A 16954-nucleotide genomic window follows, 5' to 3' on the forward strand; every position below is an offset into this window, starting at 1 on the left:
TAGAGAGGTGAGTTCATGCTGTTGGCTATCAGCGACTTACATGTATCTTATGCTGCAAATAGAGCTATAGTTGAATCACTTAAGCCATCAACACCCAACGATTGGCTCCTGTTGGCTGGTGATATTGCGGAACAAGAATCAGACTTTATATGGGTCATCAGTCTGCTTACCCGACGGTTTGCCCAAGTGGTCTGGACACCGGGAAATCATGAACTTTGGTGTACTCCAAGAGATAACTTGAAGTTACCTGGCGTACTGCGTTATCAACATCTGGTCAATATTTGCCAACAGCATAACGTACTCACCCCTGAAGATGGATTCGGTCATTACCACATGGAGAATGGTAAGACCCTTACCATTGCCCCTATTTTTACCTTGTACGATTATTCATTCAGAAATACATGTGACTATACACCAGATCAGGCCATAGAACGTGCTCGCCGTTGTGGTGTCATTAGTTCTGACGAATTCTTCCTGAAAACCTATCCCCATAAAAATATTATCGATTGGTGTCAGGAACGTATTCAATACACCGAGAAACGTTTGAACACTATTCCAGATGGTGAAGATATTGTGCTTGTAAACCATTTTCCCCTTATCCGTAAGCCACTCGAATATTTAAGAAATACAGAATTTTCCATTTGGTGTGGCAGCGAAAAAACCCATCAATGGACATCAAGAAAAGGCGTTCGCATGGTGGTATACGGGCACCTGCATATACCTAATATTAAGAATTTTCAAAATGTTATACACTTAGAAGTCTCTTTGGGATATCCACGGGAATGGCGGAGGAATAGAAGAGATTCTTACTTGGTACAACTAGACGCGTTGCTGAAACACACTAACGAGTATCGCTAACTATTCTGACAATAAGGGCTAATTTACCTATGAAAGATGATGAAACAATTCCACAGACAAAACCTCGGATTTTGATTGGAGCAACAGGGTCAATCGATATCACCCTCCTTCCAAAGTATCTTTTGGCCATTAAAACAACCATTGATTGTACATTAACAGTATTGATGACAAACAGTGCCACCACCTTTTTACCCGCAGAAACCGTTGCCCTTTATGCTGATCGAGTGATCAGCGGAGAAAAACCTCAAGATTGGCCAACAGATAAACCTTCACGCATTGTGGCTGATCACAACATAATGGCAATTTTGCCTGCAACTGCAAATACGATGGCAGCCGTCGCGCATGGTAGTGCACCTAACCGTTTAACAACCGTGATTTTAGCCTCCACGTTTCCAGTACTATTTTTCCCTGTTATGGGAAGTGCAATGTGGGAGAAAAAAGCCACCCGTCGCAATATCGCCCAATTACAAGAAGATGGTTATTTCGTGATTGACCCCGTCTGGCACGAGAATTTTGATGCCTCATTGCAACGTATGGTGGGACACCCTTCCTTGCCGGATATTGAAACTGTAATTGGACTACTGAAAAAGTTTCTGTAACTGCTCCCGTCCCACTAAGGGTTGTCACAAAAAGCCCGGCAGATTTCAAGTTGCCAGTATTAGATTGGCAACTTGAGAAATAAAGGGGATAAATCATCAACAAATGAAAAACACTTAAATCCAATCTATCGGTTATCAGAAATTTTTTATCATCAAAATCCATTGACTGACAAAAAAATTCCATTACAAAAATTGCAGAATAAATGTCTTTTAATATTGAATAAATTTTGCTTTTTCATTTATTAAGGTCTGATAGAGTCATAATTCTTACTTTATGATTTATGAACATTCCATTTTATAACTATAAATCGGTACATTATGTCAGAACATCAAAATCGTTCATTAAACAAGCAAGATTATAAAACTCTGTTTTTAGCTTCCTTAGGTGGAGCTTTAGAGTTTTATGATTTTATTATCTTTGTCTTTTTTGCCGTCGTGCTTGGTGAGCTTTTTTTTCCTACCGACATTCCTGAATGGCTCCGGCAACTGCAAACCTTTGGCATTTTTGCTGCCGGATATCTGGCCCGGCCCTTAGGTGGGATCATCATGGCACATTTCGGCGATCTCATTGGACGTAAGAAAATGTTCTCCCTCAGCATATTACTGATGGCTTTACCGACACTAAGTATCGGATTGTTACCAACTTACGACACAATCGGCATTACTGCCCCATTATTATTATTACTGATGCGAATTATGCAGGGTGCAGCAATTGGGGGTGAAGTCCCCGGAGCATGGGTATTTGTAGCGGAACATGTTCCCCACAAATATATCGGCTTTGCCTGTGGAATGCTCACCGCAGGACTGACTCTTGGCATTTTGCTTGGTTCTTTGATAGCAACAGCAATTACTTCAGCTTATACCAGACAAGAAGTTTTAGACTGGGCATGGCGCATCCCTTTCTTCCTTGGTGGAATTTTTGGCCTGTTCGCTATGTACCTGCGCCGTTGGTTACATGAAACTCCGATATTTAAAGAAATGCAGGCACGTAAGGCATTAGCGGAAGAGCTGCCCCTAAAGTCTGTGATCCTGAATCATAAACGTGCAATCACTGTTTCTATGTTACTGACATGGCTTCTTTCGGCGGGCATTGTAGTTGTTATCTTGATGACGCCAAGCTATATGCAGACCGTTTTCCATCTGGAACCATCAATGACGCTGAAAGCCAATAGTCTGGCAATTATTGTACTTTTTATTGGCTGTATATTAGCCGGGCATTTATGCGATAAATGGGGTGCCAGTAAAGTGTTACTGGTTGGTAGCCTGCTGTTGGCTGCCGCAACATGGTTTTTCTACCACAATATCAGTGATGACCCCATTAAACTCTTCAGTGCATACGCTATCGCAGGTTTCTCTGTTGGTGTTGCAGGAGTAGTGCCTTTCGTTATGGTTCAGAGCTATCCACCTGAAATTCGGTTCAGTGGCATTTCATTTTCATATAATCTGGCCTACGCCATTTTTGGCGGATTAACTCCGATTGTGATCACTCTGTTAATGAAATATACCTCATTAGCCCCAGCGTACTATATGCTGATGTTGTCTGTTGTAGGAATATTCTTGGCTCTTTATTTAAATAAAAGAACAGTATTAGATAGCAAGACAAGACACTAACAATCATTAAGACAAGAAATATAAGATAAAAAAACAGGATGAGTGAGGTAGCTCATCCTGTTTTTTATTAATCAGCAAATGAAACTAAAATTAAGCGGGTTTTCTTTCACCAATTGGCAAAATAGTACGGCCATACTGTTCGTTCAGAACTTCGGCCATAGCCAGATAGAAAGCACTGGCGCCACAAATAATACCTTCATAACCAGCAAAAGTCAGAATGCTGGCATTGCCGGTAATGTTACCAATCGCCAGCAATGCAAACAACAGGGTCAGGCTACCAAAAATAAACTGCAAAGTGCGGTTAGCTTTGAATGTTCCAAAGAACATGAACAGGGTGAAAATACCCCACAAAGCGAGATAAACACCAAGGAACTCACTGCTAGTCGCTTCCGCCAACCCCATTGTTGGCAGGAACCGCAGGCCAATCAAACTGAGCCAGAACATACCATAAGAGGTAAACGCGGTTGCACCAAATGTATTCCCTTTTTTGTACTCAATGATGCCAGCCAATACCTGAGCCAAACCACCATAAAAAATTCCCATACTTAAAATGACAGATGCCAATGGGAAAAAACCTGCGTTATGCAAGTTCAACAAAATTGTTGTCATGCCAAAACCCATCAAACCCAATGGGCCTGGATTTGCCAACTGATTAGAACTCATAATTCCCCTAAAAAAAACTGATAAAACAAAATACTAGAAAATTTCTCGTGACATATTTCTATGCCAGAAAATCATAAAAGGCGGCGGATCATAATGTGATGGCATCAACTACACAATGGCCCCAGAAAAATTTTTTTATTAAATCTCAATTTTTTTTCAATCAGCCCCTTGATGATGAGATGAATGACCCCATTTAAGTCTCAACTACAGTTACTACTGACGTTTCAGTAACAACTGAAAACATCAAATGAGGAATTTCTGGCTGATCGTGCCATTGAAAAGAAAACATTTGTCCTCATATAGCTTAGTAACTTGACCGAATATATGAATTCTTTGTGGAGGCGTTTAGATGGGTAAAATCATTGGTATCGACTTGGGAACTACCAACTCTTGTGTAGCAATTATGGACGGCGCAACAACTCGTGTGCTTGAAAACAGCGAAGGTGATCGAACCACTCCTTCAATCATCGCATATACTCAGGATGGTGAAACTCTGGTTGGTCAACCAGCTAAACGTCAGGCTGTTACTAACCCGCAAAATACTCTGTTTGCTATCAAGCGCCTGATTGGTCGTCGTTTTCAAGACGAGGAAGTTCAGCGTGACGTTGCTATCATGCCATACAAAATCACCAACGCAGACAACGGTGATGCATGGCTGGAAGTAAAAGGCCAGAAAATGGCACCTCCTCAGGTTTCTGCTGAAGTTCTGAAGAAAATGAAGAAAACCGCAGAAGACTATCTGGGTGAGCCAGTAACAGAAGCAGTTATCACTGTTCCTGCTTATTTCAACGATGCACAACGTCAGGCAACTAAAGATGCTGGCCGTATCGCAGGTTTGGAAGTTAAACGTATCATTAACGAACCAACCGCTGCTGCTCTGGCTTATGGTCTGGATAAAGAAGTTGGTAACCGTACTATCGCAGTTTATGACTTGGGCGGCGGTACTTTTGATATCTCTATCATCGAAATCGACGAAGTTGATGGCGAAAAAACTTATGAAGTTCTGGCAACTAACGGTGACACTCACTTGGGTGGTGAAGACTTCGATAGCCGCCTGATCAACTATCTGGTTGATGAGTTCAAGAAAGAACAAGGTATTGATCTGCGTAACGACCCGCTGGCTATGCAGCGTCTGAAAGAAGCTGCAGAAAAGGCGAAAATCGAGCTGTCTTCCGCTCAGCAGACTGACGTGAACCTGCCATACATCACCGCAGATGCAACTGGTCCTAAACACATGAACATTAAAGTGACTCGTGCGAAACTGGAATCTCTGGTTGAAGATCTGGTGAAACGTTCTATCGAGCCGCTGAAAGTCGCACTAAATGACGCTGGCTTGTCTGTATCTGACGTTCATGATGTCATTCTGGTTGGTGGTCAGACCCGTATGCCAATGGTTCAGAAAGCTGTTGCAGACTTCTTCGGCAAAGAACCACGTAAAGACGTTAACCCAGACGAAGCTGTTGCAATGGGTGCAGCAGTTCAGGGTGGCGTACTGGCAGGTGACGTAAAAGACGTTCTGCTGCTGGACGTAACTCCACTGTCTCTGGGTATCGAAACCATGGGTGGTGTGATGACTTCGCTGATTTCGAAGAACACAACTATCCCAACCAAGCACAGCCAGGTGTTCTCTACTGCGGAAGACAATCAGTCTGCGGTAACTATCCACGTGCTGCAAGGTGAGCGCAAGCGTGCCAGCGACAACAAATCCCTGGGTCAATTCAACCTGGATGGCATTCAGCCAGCACCTCGTGGTATGCCTCAGATCGAAGTTACTTTTGACATTGATGCTGATGGTATCCTGCATGTTTCTGCAAAAGACAAAAACTCTGGACGTGAACAAAACATCACCATCAAGGCTTCTTCTGGCCTGAACGAGGAAGAAATCCAGCAGATGGTACGCGATGCAGAAGCAAACGCAGAAGCTGACCGTAAGTTCGAAGAACTGGTTCAGATCCGTAACCAGGCAGATCAACTGATCCACGGTACTCGCAAGCAAGTTGAAGAAGCTGGCGATAAACTACCAGCAGATGACAAGACTGCAATCGAAAAAGCCGTTTCTGATCTGGAAACAGCGGTGAAAGGCGAAGACAAGGCTGAAATTGAAGCTAAGATCCAAGCTCTGGTTGAAGCTTCTAAGAAACTTCTGGAAATCGCACAGCAGCAAGCTCAGGCAAGTGCTGCTAATGCAGACGCAGGCAATGCGAAAAAAGATGACGACGCTGTAGACGCTGAATTCGAAGAAGTTAAGGATAAAAAATAATAGCCCTTAGCGGGCAAAGTAACAGGACGCCTGTTACTTGTTAACTAGCACGGGCGTTGAGGTAACTCTACGCCCGTTTGTGCGTGTTAGGGGTAAACAATACAATGGCAAAAAAAGATTATTACGAAGTTTTGGGTATATCCAAAACAGCAGATGAAAAAGAAATAAAAAAAGCCTATAAGCGGCTGGCAATGAAATATCACCCTGACCGTAATCAGGGGGATAAAGACGCTGAAGGTAAGTTCAAAGAAATTAAAGAAGCGTATGAGATCCTGACCGACTCACAAAAACGCGCCGCTTATGACCAATATGGTCATGCTGCCTTTGAACACGGCGGCATGGGTGGTGGCGCTGGTGGTTTCGGTGGAGCTGACTTTAGCGATATCTTTGGTGACGTTTTCGGAGATATTTTCGGTGGTGGCCGCCGTCAACAGCGTCCAAACCGTGGTTCTGATTTACGTTACAGTATGGAATTAACGCTGGAAGAAGCTGTCCGTGGTGTGACCAAAGAAATCCGCATCCCAACGCTGGAATCCTGTGAAAGTTGTCATGGCAGTGGTGCAAAAGCAGGTACCAGCCCAGAAACCTGCTCTACCTGCCATGGTGCTGGTCAGGTGCATATGCGCCAGGGCTTCTTTACTGTTCAGCAACCTTGTCCGCAGTGTCATGGTCGTGGAAAAATCATCAAAGAGCCTTGCAACAAATGTCACGGTCACGGTCGTGTTGAGAAATACAAGACATTGTCCGTTAAAATCCCGGCAGGAGTTGATACCGGTGACCGCATTCGTCTGAGTGGTGAAGGTGAAGCAGGTGAACACGGCGCACCAGCAGGAGATTTGTATGTTCAGGTTCAAGTTAAAACGCACCATATCTTCGAACGTGATGGCAGCAACCTCTATTGTGAAGTTCCAATCAACTTCGCAACTGCGGCACTGGGCGGCGAAATTGAAGTTCCAACCCTTGATGGCCGCGTCAGCCTGAAAATTCCTGCGGAAACTCAGACTGGCAAACTATTCCGCATGAAAGGCAAAGGTGTTAAGTCTGTCCGTGGCGGAGTTCAGGGGGATTTGTTGTGCCGTGTTGTCGTAGAAACACCGGTTAAACTGAACGAAGAACAGAAAGAGCTGATGCGTAAACTGGGAGAATCTTTTGGCGGAAAAAGTGGGGAAACCAACAGCCCGCGTTCTAAAAGCTTTCTTGATGGTGTAAAAAAATTTTTTGATGACCTAACTAAGTAAATTGCTCTCTCTATAAACCTTCTGATAATGATCCCCCCCATTTATCTTATAAAGCAATCTCAAATGCAGTAAGATATAAAGAGGGGGATTCAACTTTTTAGGTAATTAATAATGATTTATGTTATTTTACAAGAGGCAATTAAACATGCGCACAGTATGTTTAAACATAAAACCGCAAATATATTCTATCGTGATTTAGAATTTTGTTCCCAATCTCGGAAAACAAAATATTCACAAGAAAAGATTAAAGATAGAAATAATAGACTGTATAACCTTCAAAATATTCTCCACTCTTTATACACTCCTGAAAATCAATATAAATATATAGTAAGTGAAAATGAAAAAGGTAACTCTTTAGTTGGGAATTGCTTTGAATTATCCCTTGTTGCATTCATGTATTTAGCAAATAATAAAGCTAAAGAATTGAATCAGGCATTTAAAATTAATTCAATGAAATCTAAGCCCATTTATATAAAAATAATGTCCACATCCCCCAAAAGATATAATCATAGTTTTGTAATGCTCTCGCAGATAAAAAATGAATATATAAACAGAAATCTTCCCAAAGGGGCATGGATATGCGATCCATGGGCAAATATAGTTTGTCGATCTGAAGAGTATAATGCTCAGTGGAAAAACACGATGCACCAATGGGAAGCCCAAGGAAAGTATTTAAATTTAAGTGAGTCACATCAATTACCAACTAATAAAATATCGGGAAAACTATGTGAAGATAGATTTTCCCCTTTATATAAGGATACATATTTTATGGTAGAGAATAGTGAAAAAATAACTGCACATCAGACCATTATAAAACCTGATGGACAGGTGCTAGTAGATGATTCATCAGATGACGAGTAAAAATATCCCAAATTCCACAGGAGCCCCTAATCTTACATTCGTTTAGTGGCTCCTTATCCCACTTTTGTTCCCAAAATTCCACTGAAAAAATAAGTCAAAGTATTATCACTACTCCTGTGCCATCAACCAAAGTATAACAGATATTAAAATCACCAACGCATACTAAATTCTTGCGTATTTATAAATACAGTAATTATGGAGCATGAGTGAAAAGGAGGTTGCCGAAGCATTCCGTATGCAACCAACTCTGGCATTGTTTGCCAAGAGGTTATGATTACATGATACCGGATATGTTTAACAAGAATAGCAACATTCATGTCACTGCACTAAAACGCGAGGATTACCTTATTATGCTCACAAATTTTTCTGCATTTAATGGTCTGTTAGGACTCTTACTAACCAGTGCAGTGCTGATAGCTGTTCCTGGCCCAAGTATTATGTTTATTGTCGGGCAGGCTCTATCTGTCGGTCGAACTAATGCATTACGAGGTGTGATTGGTAATGCAATCGGAACCTATTTTGTTGCTGTGATTGTTGCTTTCGGAATTGGCTCTTTACTCATTCAATCCAGTATGGCGTTGAGGGTTATTCGGTTACTGGGCTCCGCCACCCTACTCGCTATCGGTTTTCAATACCTGTTTTTTTCCAAGCCGTTACAAACTGGGGAAAATGTCGGTGCCAATAAACATAGACAAACACTGATACTTGGGATCATTGTAGGAGCAACAAATCCAAAGGCATTGATTCTGTTCGGTACGATAGTTCCGAGTTTTTTAACAACAGGCACAGACAGCCCTATTACATCCCTGCTCAGTTTTTCACTGATACCAATTGTTTTAGGTTTAATAATCGACACGGCTTGGGTTGCGGCTGCACATGCAGTGAGTTCCCGTCCGTCTTTTACTGAAAAAAGAATGAAGCTGGTTAATCTTGTGGGAGGCGGGATCATAATTTTCATAGCTATTGTATTAGCTGTAGAAGCCTTACGTTAATGCCTTGTATCTAGGCAGACTAAAATATTGTACAAAAATCAATATAGTTATTCTCTGTTTCGATCTTTTGATGCAGTCTGCCGAAATGAAACCATTAAAGACACTTCTATAAGCTCTCCAAATATAAGCACTTCAAGTCAATTCAGCATTGATTTCAATCTATTTCATCTTTAAAGAATTACTTTCGAATTGAAATTACTCGTATAATTCGATAGATATAACACAAATAATCGATTTTTTCCGAGGTCATGATTAGCATAGTATTCATAACTAGATTTACTTATGATTACATTATTTATAACCATATTATTTATAACAACAACATTTACTACTATAGCTTTTATAAACATCGTGTTTACAAACATAGTATCTACAACCTAATTCATCTTATAGGTTACTAATCTATGACTGCAATTATTCGCCAATTTTTGAAACTAGAGGCAGCAGGAGGGATCATCCTCATTATTGCTGCCATTATTGCGCTGGTAATGGCGAATACGCCATTTCAGAGTATTTATCATCAATTTCTTAACCTACCGGTTGCAGTTCAATTTGCTGCTCTGGAAATCAATAAGCCATTTCTGCTATGGATAAATGACGGATTAATGGCCATCTTTTTCCTGATTGTTGGCCTAGAAGTTAAGCGGGAATTGATGGAGGGCGCTTTAGCCAGCCGTGATAAAGCCATTTTTCCAGCCATTGCCGCCGTCGGTGGTATGCTCGCCCCTGCTTTGGTTTATTTACTCTTTAACGGCAATAATGAAATCACTCGTCAGGGCTGGGCTATTCCGGCTGCCACCGATATTGCATTTGCACTTGGCGTTATGGCCCTGCTAGGAAAACGTATTCCTACAGCATTAAAAGTGTTTTTGCTCGCTTTGGCGATTATTGATGACTTGGGCGTCATCATCATTATTGCCTTATTCTATACTAAAAGTGTTTCCATAGTTGCACTGGGATTAGCCGCAGCCATGATAGGGCTTCTGGCTTGGATGAACTGGCGGGGAATCGCTAAAACATCAGCTTATCTGGTGGTCGGTGTAATTTTGTGGGTATGTATCCTCAAATCCGGCGTCCATGCTACACTGGCAGGCGTTATTGTCGGGTTCTTGATCCCTCTGCGTTGTAAAAAAGGCCATTCCCCTTCCGAAGCACTTGAGCATGGCTTACATCCATGGGTAGCTTATTTAATTCTGCCACTCTTTGCTTTTGCCAATGCTGGAGTGTCATTGCAGGGTGTTACACTAAACGGTCTGACAGGGCTGTTACCTATGGGGGTAGCACTTGGCCTGTTTATTGGCAAGCCACTGGGCATTTTCTTGTTTAGCTGGCTCTCCGTAAAACTGGGGATTGCCAAATTACCGACAGGAATTAGTTTGACGCAAATTTTTGCCGTATCTGTACTTTGTGGAATTGGTTTTACTATGTCTATCTTTATTTCCGGTCTGGCATTTGAAGGTCTGAGTGATACATTCAGTACCTACTCGCGTCTGGGGATATTAATTGGTTCAACTACGGCAGCCATCATTGGTTATGGGTTACTGAATGCGCTCTTACCAAAGAAAATTGGTCAAAGAAAAAAACATAGCCAAATGTAGTCGAATGGACTAATTTAGGCGCACAATCAGAAACAATTCCAAATTAATTCATCCTTTTAATATTCACGGCATAACATCTCATCTGCTGTGCCGTGAATATTCATATTAGAGAAAGACAGGAGAGCACCATAATCTGGCGGCCTGAAATATAAGGTCATGGCTGTTATGCAGATGTAAGGTGATACACAAAGGATAAATATATGCGGGTTTCACATTTAAACTTTAACCACCTTTATTATTTTTGGCACGTGTGTAAAGAAGGTTCTGTTGTTGGGGCTGCTGAAGCGCTATACCTGACACCACAGACTATTACTGGCCAGATTAAGGCTCTGGAAGAACGCCTTGGTGGAAAACTATTTAAGCGTCAGGGAAGAGGATTAGTTCCGTCAGAACTGGGGCAACTTATTTTTCGCTATGCTGATAAAATGTTTATGCTCAGTCAGGAAATGCTGGATATTGTCACTTACAGTAGAGAGTCAAACCTGTTGTTTGATGTGGGGGTTGCGGATGCCTTGTCTAAACGTTTAGTCAGCAAAGTATTAGAAACCGCCGTTGTGGAACAGGAAAAAATCCACCTGCGTTGTTTTGAATCAACTCATGAAATGCTGCTTGAGCAACTCAGCCAGCATAAACTGGATATGATCCTGTCAGATTGCCCGGTCGACTCCACGCAGCAAGAAGGTTTATTTTCCGTCAAGTTGGGAGAATGCAGCATTAGTTTTTACTGCCGTACCCCAATTCCCGAAAAACCATTCCCTGAATGCCTGGAAGAACGCCGTTTATTGATCCCCGGTCGCCGTTCAATGTTAGGCAGGAAACTGCTAACATGGATACGTAATAAAAATCTGCAAGTTGAAGTATTAGGCGAGTTCGACGATGCAGCACTGATGAAAGCATTCGGCATGTACCATAATGCTATTTTTATTGCTCCTTCGTTCTATGCCAATGATACTTTTGCTGACAGTGATATTATTGAAATAGGCAGACTGGATTCAGTGCAGGAAGAGTATTACGTCATCTTTGCTGAAAGAATGATTCAGCATCCGGCAGTTCAACGCGTGTGTAATAAAGACTTTTCAGGCCTCTTCAACGTCCCGTTAAAAAACAGACCTGAAAAATAACGTTGAATCTGCATCAATAGATATACTCTATGGATTTCAAGATGCAACTTTAAAGACGATGGATATACAAAAAAACCGGCAAAAGCCGGTTTTTTCAGCATAATTAAAGCAAAGAATTACATTGCTTTAATTTGCGCTGCCAGAGCAGATTTATGACGTGCTGCTTTGTTTTTGTGGATCAGACCTTTGCAGGCGTGACGATCAACAATTGGTTGCATGTCATTTAATGCTTTCTGTGCAGCTTCTTTATCGCCAGCAGCGATAGCCGCGTATACTTTCTTGATAAAAGTACGCACCATAGAACGACGGCTTGCGTTGTGCTGACGGCGTTTCTCAGACTGTACGGCGCGTTTCTTAGCTGATTTGATATTAGCCAAGGTCCAACTCCCAAATATATTCTATCGAGGACAATTCAAAGGCCGAGGAATATGCCTGTTCAACCTTCTTTTGTCAATGGATTTGTGCAAATAAGCGTCGTTGTACGGCGACGCTGGTTATGTTGTGATGGGGCAGGATTTTATCAGCTTACTGAGAGGGAATACAGTCTTTCACAATAAAAAACTCAATGAATCACCGATAAATGCGATAAATTAAATATTTTTCGGGCATCCAACCTGTTTTTATTGTATGAATCAGGTTATTAATTAAAACCCTTTGTGATCGTGGGTTAACCTTGTGCGCTGTACAAGGTATAATCCGGCAATTTTCACGGTATTGAGCCAGCTATGGAGCTAATTCGCGGTATACACAATATCCGGGCGCGTCACCATGGTTGCGTGCTGACGATTGGTAATTTTGATGGTGTCCATCGTGGGCATCAGGCTTTATTGAAACACTTGAAGCAAGAAGGGCTGCGACTTGGATTACCGACAATGGTTATGATTTTCGAACCACAACCACTGGAAGTATTTCTCGCAGATAAAGCGCCAGCTCGCCTGACACGGCTACGAGATAAAATAAAATATTTATCTCAGTATGGCGTTGATTATTTGTTGTGTGTGAAATTTGACAGACACTTTGCAGCCAATTCACCAGAAGCCTTTGTTTCTCGGTTGCTCGTTGAAAAACTGGGTGTTAAGTTTCTGGCTGTAGGTGATGATTTCCGTTTCGGTAAAAACCGCTGCGGTGATTTTCACTATTTACAACAAGCAGGTAAACAATACGGTTTTGATGTTGCCAGTACAGACAGCTTTTGTGACAGTGGATTGCGGATCAGCAGTACCGTTATTCGTCAATCGTTGCAAAATGATGATCTAACATTGGCCCAAACATTATTAGGGTATCCTTACAGCATAAGTGGCAGAGTTGTTCATGGTAACCGCCTGGGGCGCACGATTGGCTTTCCTACAGCGAACTTACCTTTAAAACGTCTGGTTGCTCCTGTAAAAGGCGTTTATGCTGTTGAAGTTTATGGATTAGGCAATACCCCTTTACCGGGTGTTGCCAACATTGGAAATCGTCCCACCGTTGCTGGTCAGGGCCAGCAACTTGAAGTGCATTTGATTGATACCCAAATGGATCTGTATGGGCGTCATATCAATGTGGTATTACGCAAAAAATTGCGTGATGAACAGCGGTTTGCTTCGCTTGATGCGCTTAAACAGCAAATCGCAAATGATGTGGTTGCTGCGAGGGAATACTTTTTGCAGCGATCCGAGTCATATATCTGATACCCATATATAAGGGTATAGCGGAAAATTGGAACTGAGAATCGAGAATGAGTGACTATAAAGACACCCTGAATTTACCGGAAACAGGGTTCCCTATGCGCGGGGATTTAGCCAAGCGCGAACCAGATATGTTGAAACGTTGGTATAAAGAAGGTTTGTATCAAGCTATCAGAAAAGCAAAATCAGGTAAAAAGACCTTCATTTTGCACGATGGCCCTCCATATGCAAACGGCGATATTCATATTGGTCACTCAGTCAATAAAATTCTCAAAGATATTGTTGTTAAATCCAAAGGATTATCAGGCTACGATTCGCCTTATATTCCAGGTTGGGACTGCCACGGTTTGCCAATTGAGCTCAAGGTTGAGCAGATTATCGGTAAACCGGGTGAAAAATTTTCCGCCGCTGAGTTCCGTGCTGAGTGCCGCAAATATGCAATGAGCCAGGTCGAAACACAAAAAGCGGGTTTCAAACGTCTGGGGGTTCTGGGTGACTGGGATAAACCTTACCTGACGATGGACTTCAAAACAGAAGCAGACATCATTCGCGCATTGGGCCGTATCATCGGCAATGGCCATTTGTTGAAAGGTGTTAAACCTGTTCACTGGTGTACTGATTGTGGCTCTTCTCTTGCTGAAGCGGAAGTTGAGTATTATGACAAAACCTCCCCTTCCATTGACGTCTGTTTCACAGCCGTTGATGCAGATGCAGTGTATGCCAAATTTGCCAAATCTGGTATAGAGCTACAGAATCTGCCGGTTTCTCTGGTGATCTGGACAACCACACCGTGGACATTACCAGCAAACCGAGCGATCTCATTGGGCTCAGAAATCACTTACCAATTGGTCAAAGTTGACAATGAATGTCTAATTTTGGCTGCGGAATTGGTTGAATCTGTTATGCAGCGTGCAGGCATCACTGCATGGGAAGTCATCAGTGACTGCAAAGGCGCAGATCTGGAACTGATGCGTTTCAACCATCCATTCATGGGTTTTGACACGCCTGCCATTCTGGGCGATCACGTTACTCTTGATGCGGGTACTGGTGCAGTACATACTGCGGGCGGTCATGGCCCAGACGATTACTCTATCAGCCTGAAATATGGCCTTGAAATCGCGAACCCGGTTGGGCCGAATGGCTGCTACATCTCCGGCACTTATCCTTCTCTGGATGGCCTGTTTGTTTTCAAAGCGAACGATGTCATCGTTGAATTACTGAAAGAAAAAGGCGCATTACTGAGTCTGTCAAAAATTCAGCACAGCTATCCTTGCTGCTGGCGTCACAAAAAGCCAATCATCTTCCGTGCAACACCACAATGGTTTATCAGCATGGATCAGAACGGACTGCGTGAACAATCACTGAAAGAGATCAAAGGGGTTGAATGGATCCCAGGTTGGGGACAAGCGCGCATTGAATCCATGGTAGAAAACCGCCCGGACTGGTGTATCTCTCGTCAGCGCACATGGGGCGTACCGATGTCTCTGTTCTTGCACAAAGAGACTCAAGAACTGCACCCTCGCACACCAGAACTCATTGAAGAAGTTGCCAAGCGTGTTGAAATAGACGGCATTCAAGCATGGTGGGATCTTGACGCATCAGAACTGCTGGGTGATGAAGCAGCCGATTACATCAAAACACAGGATACACTGGATGTCTGGTTTGATTCAGGAAGTACCCACGCCTCTGTTGTTGATGTTCGCCCTGAATTCAATGGTCATTCCGCAAACATTTATCTGGAAGGCTCTGACCAGCACCGTGGCTGGTTTATGTCCTCACTGATGCTATCAACCGCGATCAAAGGTAAAGCACCTTACCGTCAGGTTCTGACTCACGGTTTCACCGTTGATGAACAAGGACGTAAGATGTCCAAATCCATCGGTAACACCATTAGCCCGCAAGATGTGATGAACAAACTGGGAGCAGATATCCTGCGTCTTTGGGTGGCATCAACAGATTACTCCGGCGAAATTGCAGTTTCTGATGAAATACTGAAACGCTCGGCAGACGCTTACCGCCGCATCCGTAATACTGCTCGTTTCCTGCTGGCAAACCTGAACGGTTTCGATCCTGAACAGCACATGGTAAAAGCGGAAGACATGGTAACACTGGATCGCTGGGCGGTAGGTCGTGCTCAGGCAGCACAGGCTGATATCCTCAAGCACTACGATGAATATGACTTCCACTCCGTTGTTCAGCGCTTGATGCAATTCTGCTCCGTAGAGATGGGGTCATTCTATCTGGACATCATCAAAGATCGTCAGTACACCGCAAAACGCGACAGTATTGCACGCCGTAGCTGCCAGAGCGCCTTATTCCACATTGCAGAAGCACTGGTTCGCTGGATGGCACCAATCCTCTCCTTCACTGCGGATGAAGTGTGGAATGAATTGCCTGGCAAACGTGCACAGTTCGTCTTGACCGAAGAGTGGTATGATGGTCTATTCGGTCTGGCAGGTAGTGAAAATATGAACGATACTTTCTGGGCTGAATTGCTGCAAGTTCGCAGTGAAGTGAACAAAGTACTGGAACAGGCTCGTGCCGATAAATACATCCGTAGTTCACTGGAAGCGGCTGTCACACTTTATGCTGATGAAGTACTGGCAGAAAAACTCAACAAACTGGCTGATGAGTTACGTTTTGTATTACTGACTTCACAAACCAAAGTTGCTGCCTATTCATCTGCGTGTGCTGATGCACAACAGAGCGAACTTAAAGGGCTGAAAATTGCCTTCCGTAAAGCAGACGGTGAAAAATGCCCACGTTGCTGGCACTATGCTAAAGACCTGGGATTGGTAGCGGAACATGCAGAACTCTGTGGCCGCTGTGTGACTAACGTTGCCGGTAACGGTGAAGAGCGTAAATTTGCCTGATGAAGAAACCCATTTGTTCCACTGGCCTTCGCTGGCTTTGGTTAGTTGCTGTGGTATTGATTTTGGATCTGGGCAGTAAACAGTTAGTATTGCAAAACTTCAGACTGTATGAATCCATACCATTAATACCGTACTTCAATCTGACTTATGCCCAAAATCTTGGGGCTGCGTTTAGTTTTCTGGCTGACAAAGGTGGCTGGCAGCGTTGGTTTTTTGCCTTGATTGCGATTGTCATCTCTATCACGCTGCTGGTAATGATGTATCGCTCCAGTGCCAAACAGAGACTGAGCAACATTGCTTATGCTTTAGTGGTTGGTGGAGCACTGGGAAATCTGTTTGATCGGCTGGTACATGGTTTTGTTGTCGATTTCATCGATTTTTATATCGGAGCATGGCACTGGCCTACCTTTAATATTGCAGACACTGCCATTTGTATCGGGGCAGCACTCATTATCATTGAGAGCTTTATCCGTTCGGATGATAAGAAAACTGTACCAAAACAAACAGAATCTAAACAACAATCATCGAGAAAATAATAAGAAACCAGCCCCGGTTAATATAACCGGGGCTGATAGCTTCACCCACTTCAATGGTTTATGATTAAATCGTTTTT

General features: G+C 43.0%; 14 protein-coding genes. 12 read left to right on the forward strand and 2 right to left on the reverse strand.

The window, feature by feature from the left end:
- Window positions 1–15: 15 nt before the first annotated feature.
- The 3 genes from AAC852_RS18760 (at window position 16) to AAC852_RS18770 (ending at window position 3068) form a co-directional block, all read left to right on the forward strand.
- A complete protein-coding gene (locus AAC852_RS18760; protein ID WP_340622298.1) occupies window positions 16–858 on the forward strand; it encodes a metallophosphoesterase family protein in 843 nt (280 codons plus the stop codon).
- A 29-nt stretch (window positions 859–887) separates the two neighbouring features.
- Complete coding sequence (locus AAC852_RS18765) at window positions 888–1457, forward strand: flavoprotein (protein WP_340622299.1); 570 nt, start codon at window positions 888–890, stop codon at window positions 1455–1457.
- Window positions 1458–1775: 318 nt separating this feature from the next.
- On the forward strand, window positions 1776–3068 hold the full coding sequence (locus AAC852_RS18770; RefSeq protein WP_340622300.1) for an MFS transporter: 1293 nt from the start codon (window positions 1776–1778) through the stop codon (window positions 3066–3068).
- 90 nt (window positions 3069–3158) lie between these two features.
- Here AAC852_RS18770 and satP read toward each other — a convergent pair whose 3' ends face one another.
- On the reverse strand, window positions 3159–3731 hold the full coding sequence (satP, locus tag AAC852_RS18775; RefSeq protein ID WP_340622301.1) for an acetate uptake transporter: 573 nt from the start codon (window positions 3729–3731) through the stop codon (window positions 3159–3161).
- Between the two features lie 349 nt (window positions 3732–4080).
- Here satP and dnaK point away from each other — a divergent pair, with 349 nt between their 5' ends.
- The 6 genes from dnaK to nhaR all read left to right on the forward strand — a co-directional run bounded on the left by dnaK (window position 4081) and on the right by nhaR (window position 11801).
- Window positions 4081–5991 (forward strand): molecular chaperone DnaK, encoded by a 1911-nt coding sequence (gene dnaK, locus AAC852_RS18780; RefSeq protein ID WP_340622302.1) that lies wholly within the window; start codon window positions 4081–4083, stop codon window positions 5989–5991.
- Between the two features lie 104 nt (window positions 5992–6095).
- Window positions 6096–7229, forward strand: a complete 1134-nt coding sequence (dnaJ, locus tag AAC852_RS18785) for a molecular chaperone DnaJ (protein WP_340622303.1) — start codon at window positions 6096–6098, stop codon at window positions 7227–7229.
- Between the two features lie 111 nt (window positions 7230–7340).
- A complete protein-coding gene (locus AAC852_RS18790) occupies window positions 7341–8090 on the forward strand; it encodes a hypothetical protein (protein WP_340622304.1) in 750 nt (249 codons plus the stop codon).
- A 350-nt stretch (window positions 8091–8440) separates the two neighbouring features.
- Entirely contained in the window at window positions 8441–9082 is a 642-nt protein-coding gene (locus AAC852_RS18795) for a LysE family translocator (protein WP_340622305.1), read from the forward strand.
- 404 nt (window positions 9083–9486) lie between these two features.
- Window positions 9487–10680: a Na+/H+ antiporter NhaA gene (nhaA, locus tag AAC852_RS18800; RefSeq protein WP_340622306.1), complete on the forward strand. Its 1194-nt coding sequence runs from the start codon at window positions 9487–9489 to the stop codon at window positions 10678–10680.
- 200 nt (window positions 10681–10880) lie between these two features.
- Window positions 10881–11801, forward strand: coding sequence for a transcriptional activator NhaR (nhaR, locus tag AAC852_RS18805; RefSeq protein WP_047679096.1), 921 nt, complete (start codon window positions 10881–10883; stop codon window positions 11799–11801).
- Window positions 11802–11917: 116 nt separating this feature from the next.
- Here nhaR and rpsT read toward each other — a convergent pair whose 3' ends face one another.
- Window positions 11918–12178, reverse strand: coding sequence for a 30S ribosomal protein S20 (gene rpsT, locus AAC852_RS18810; protein ID WP_340622307.1), 261 nt, complete (start codon window positions 12176–12178; stop codon window positions 11918–11920).
- Between the two features lie 348 nt (window positions 12179–12526).
- Here rpsT and ribF point away from each other — a divergent pair, with 348 nt between their 5' ends.
- From ribF to lspA, 3 genes are read left to right on the forward strand one after another with little or no spacing between them, the layout of a single operon-like run.
- A complete protein-coding gene (gene ribF, locus AAC852_RS18815; RefSeq protein ID WP_340622308.1) occupies window positions 12527–13471 on the forward strand; it encodes a bifunctional riboflavin kinase/FAD synthetase in 945 nt (314 codons plus the stop codon).
- 47 nt (window positions 13472–13518) lie between these two features.
- A complete protein-coding gene (ileS, locus tag AAC852_RS18820; RefSeq protein WP_340622309.1) occupies window positions 13519–16341 on the forward strand; it encodes an isoleucine--tRNA ligase in 2823 nt (940 codons plus the stop codon).
- Window positions 16341–16877: a signal peptidase II gene (lspA, locus tag AAC852_RS18825; protein ID WP_340622310.1), complete on the forward strand. Its 537-nt coding sequence runs from the start codon at window positions 16341–16343 to the stop codon at window positions 16875–16877. The genes ileS and lspA overlap by 1 nt, the downstream gene beginning before the upstream one ends.
- The last annotated feature ends 77 nt before the right edge of the window (window positions 16878–16954 follow it).

Origin of the sequence: Xenorhabdus siamensis (assembly GCF_037996745.1) — a bacterium.
In the GTDB taxonomy this organism is placed as follows: domain Bacteria; phylum Pseudomonadota; class Gammaproteobacteria; order Enterobacterales; family Enterobacteriaceae; genus Xenorhabdus; species Xenorhabdus indica.

Coding starts and splice junctions, on each gene's coding strand:
- AAC852_RS18760 (WP_340622298.1), top strand. CDS start 16: ATGCTGTTGGCTATCAGCGACTTACATGTATCTTATGCTGCAAATAGA.
- AAC852_RS18765 (WP_340622299.1), top strand. CDS start 888: ATGAAAGATGATGAAACAATTCCACAGACAAAACCTCGGATTTTGATT.
- AAC852_RS18770 (WP_340622300.1), top strand. CDS start 1,776: ATGTCAGAACATCAAAATCGTTCATTAAACAAGCAAGATTATAAAACT.
- satP (WP_340622301.1), bottom strand. CDS start 3,731: ATGAGTTCTAATCAGTTGGCAAATCCAGGCCCATTGGGTTTGATGGGT.
- dnaK (WP_340622302.1), top strand. CDS start 4,081: ATGGGTAAAATCATTGGTATCGACTTGGGAACTACCAACTCTTGTGTA.
- dnaJ (WP_340622303.1), top strand. CDS start 6,096: ATGGCAAAAAAAGATTATTACGAAGTTTTGGGTATATCCAAAACAGCA.
- AAC852_RS18790 (WP_340622304.1), top strand. CDS start 7,341: ATGATTTATGTTATTTTACAAGAGGCAATTAAACATGCGCACAGTATG.
- AAC852_RS18795 (WP_340622305.1), top strand. CDS start 8,441: ATGCTCACAAATTTTTCTGCATTTAATGGTCTGTTAGGACTCTTACTA.
- nhaA (WP_340622306.1), top strand. CDS start 9,487: ATGACTGCAATTATTCGCCAATTTTTGAAACTAGAGGCAGCAGGAGGG.
- nhaR (WP_047679096.1), top strand. CDS start 10,881: ATGCGGGTTTCACATTTAAACTTTAACCACCTTTATTATTTTTGGCAC.
- ribF (WP_340622308.1), top strand. CDS start 12,527: ATGGAGCTAATTCGCGGTATACACAATATCCGGGCGCGTCACCATGGT.
- ileS (WP_340622309.1), top strand. CDS start 13,519: ATGAGTGACTATAAAGACACCCTGAATTTACCGGAAACAGGGTTCCCT.
- lspA (WP_340622310.1), top strand. CDS start 16,341: ATGAAGAAACCCATTTGTTCCACTGGCCTTCGCTGGCTTTGGTTAGTT.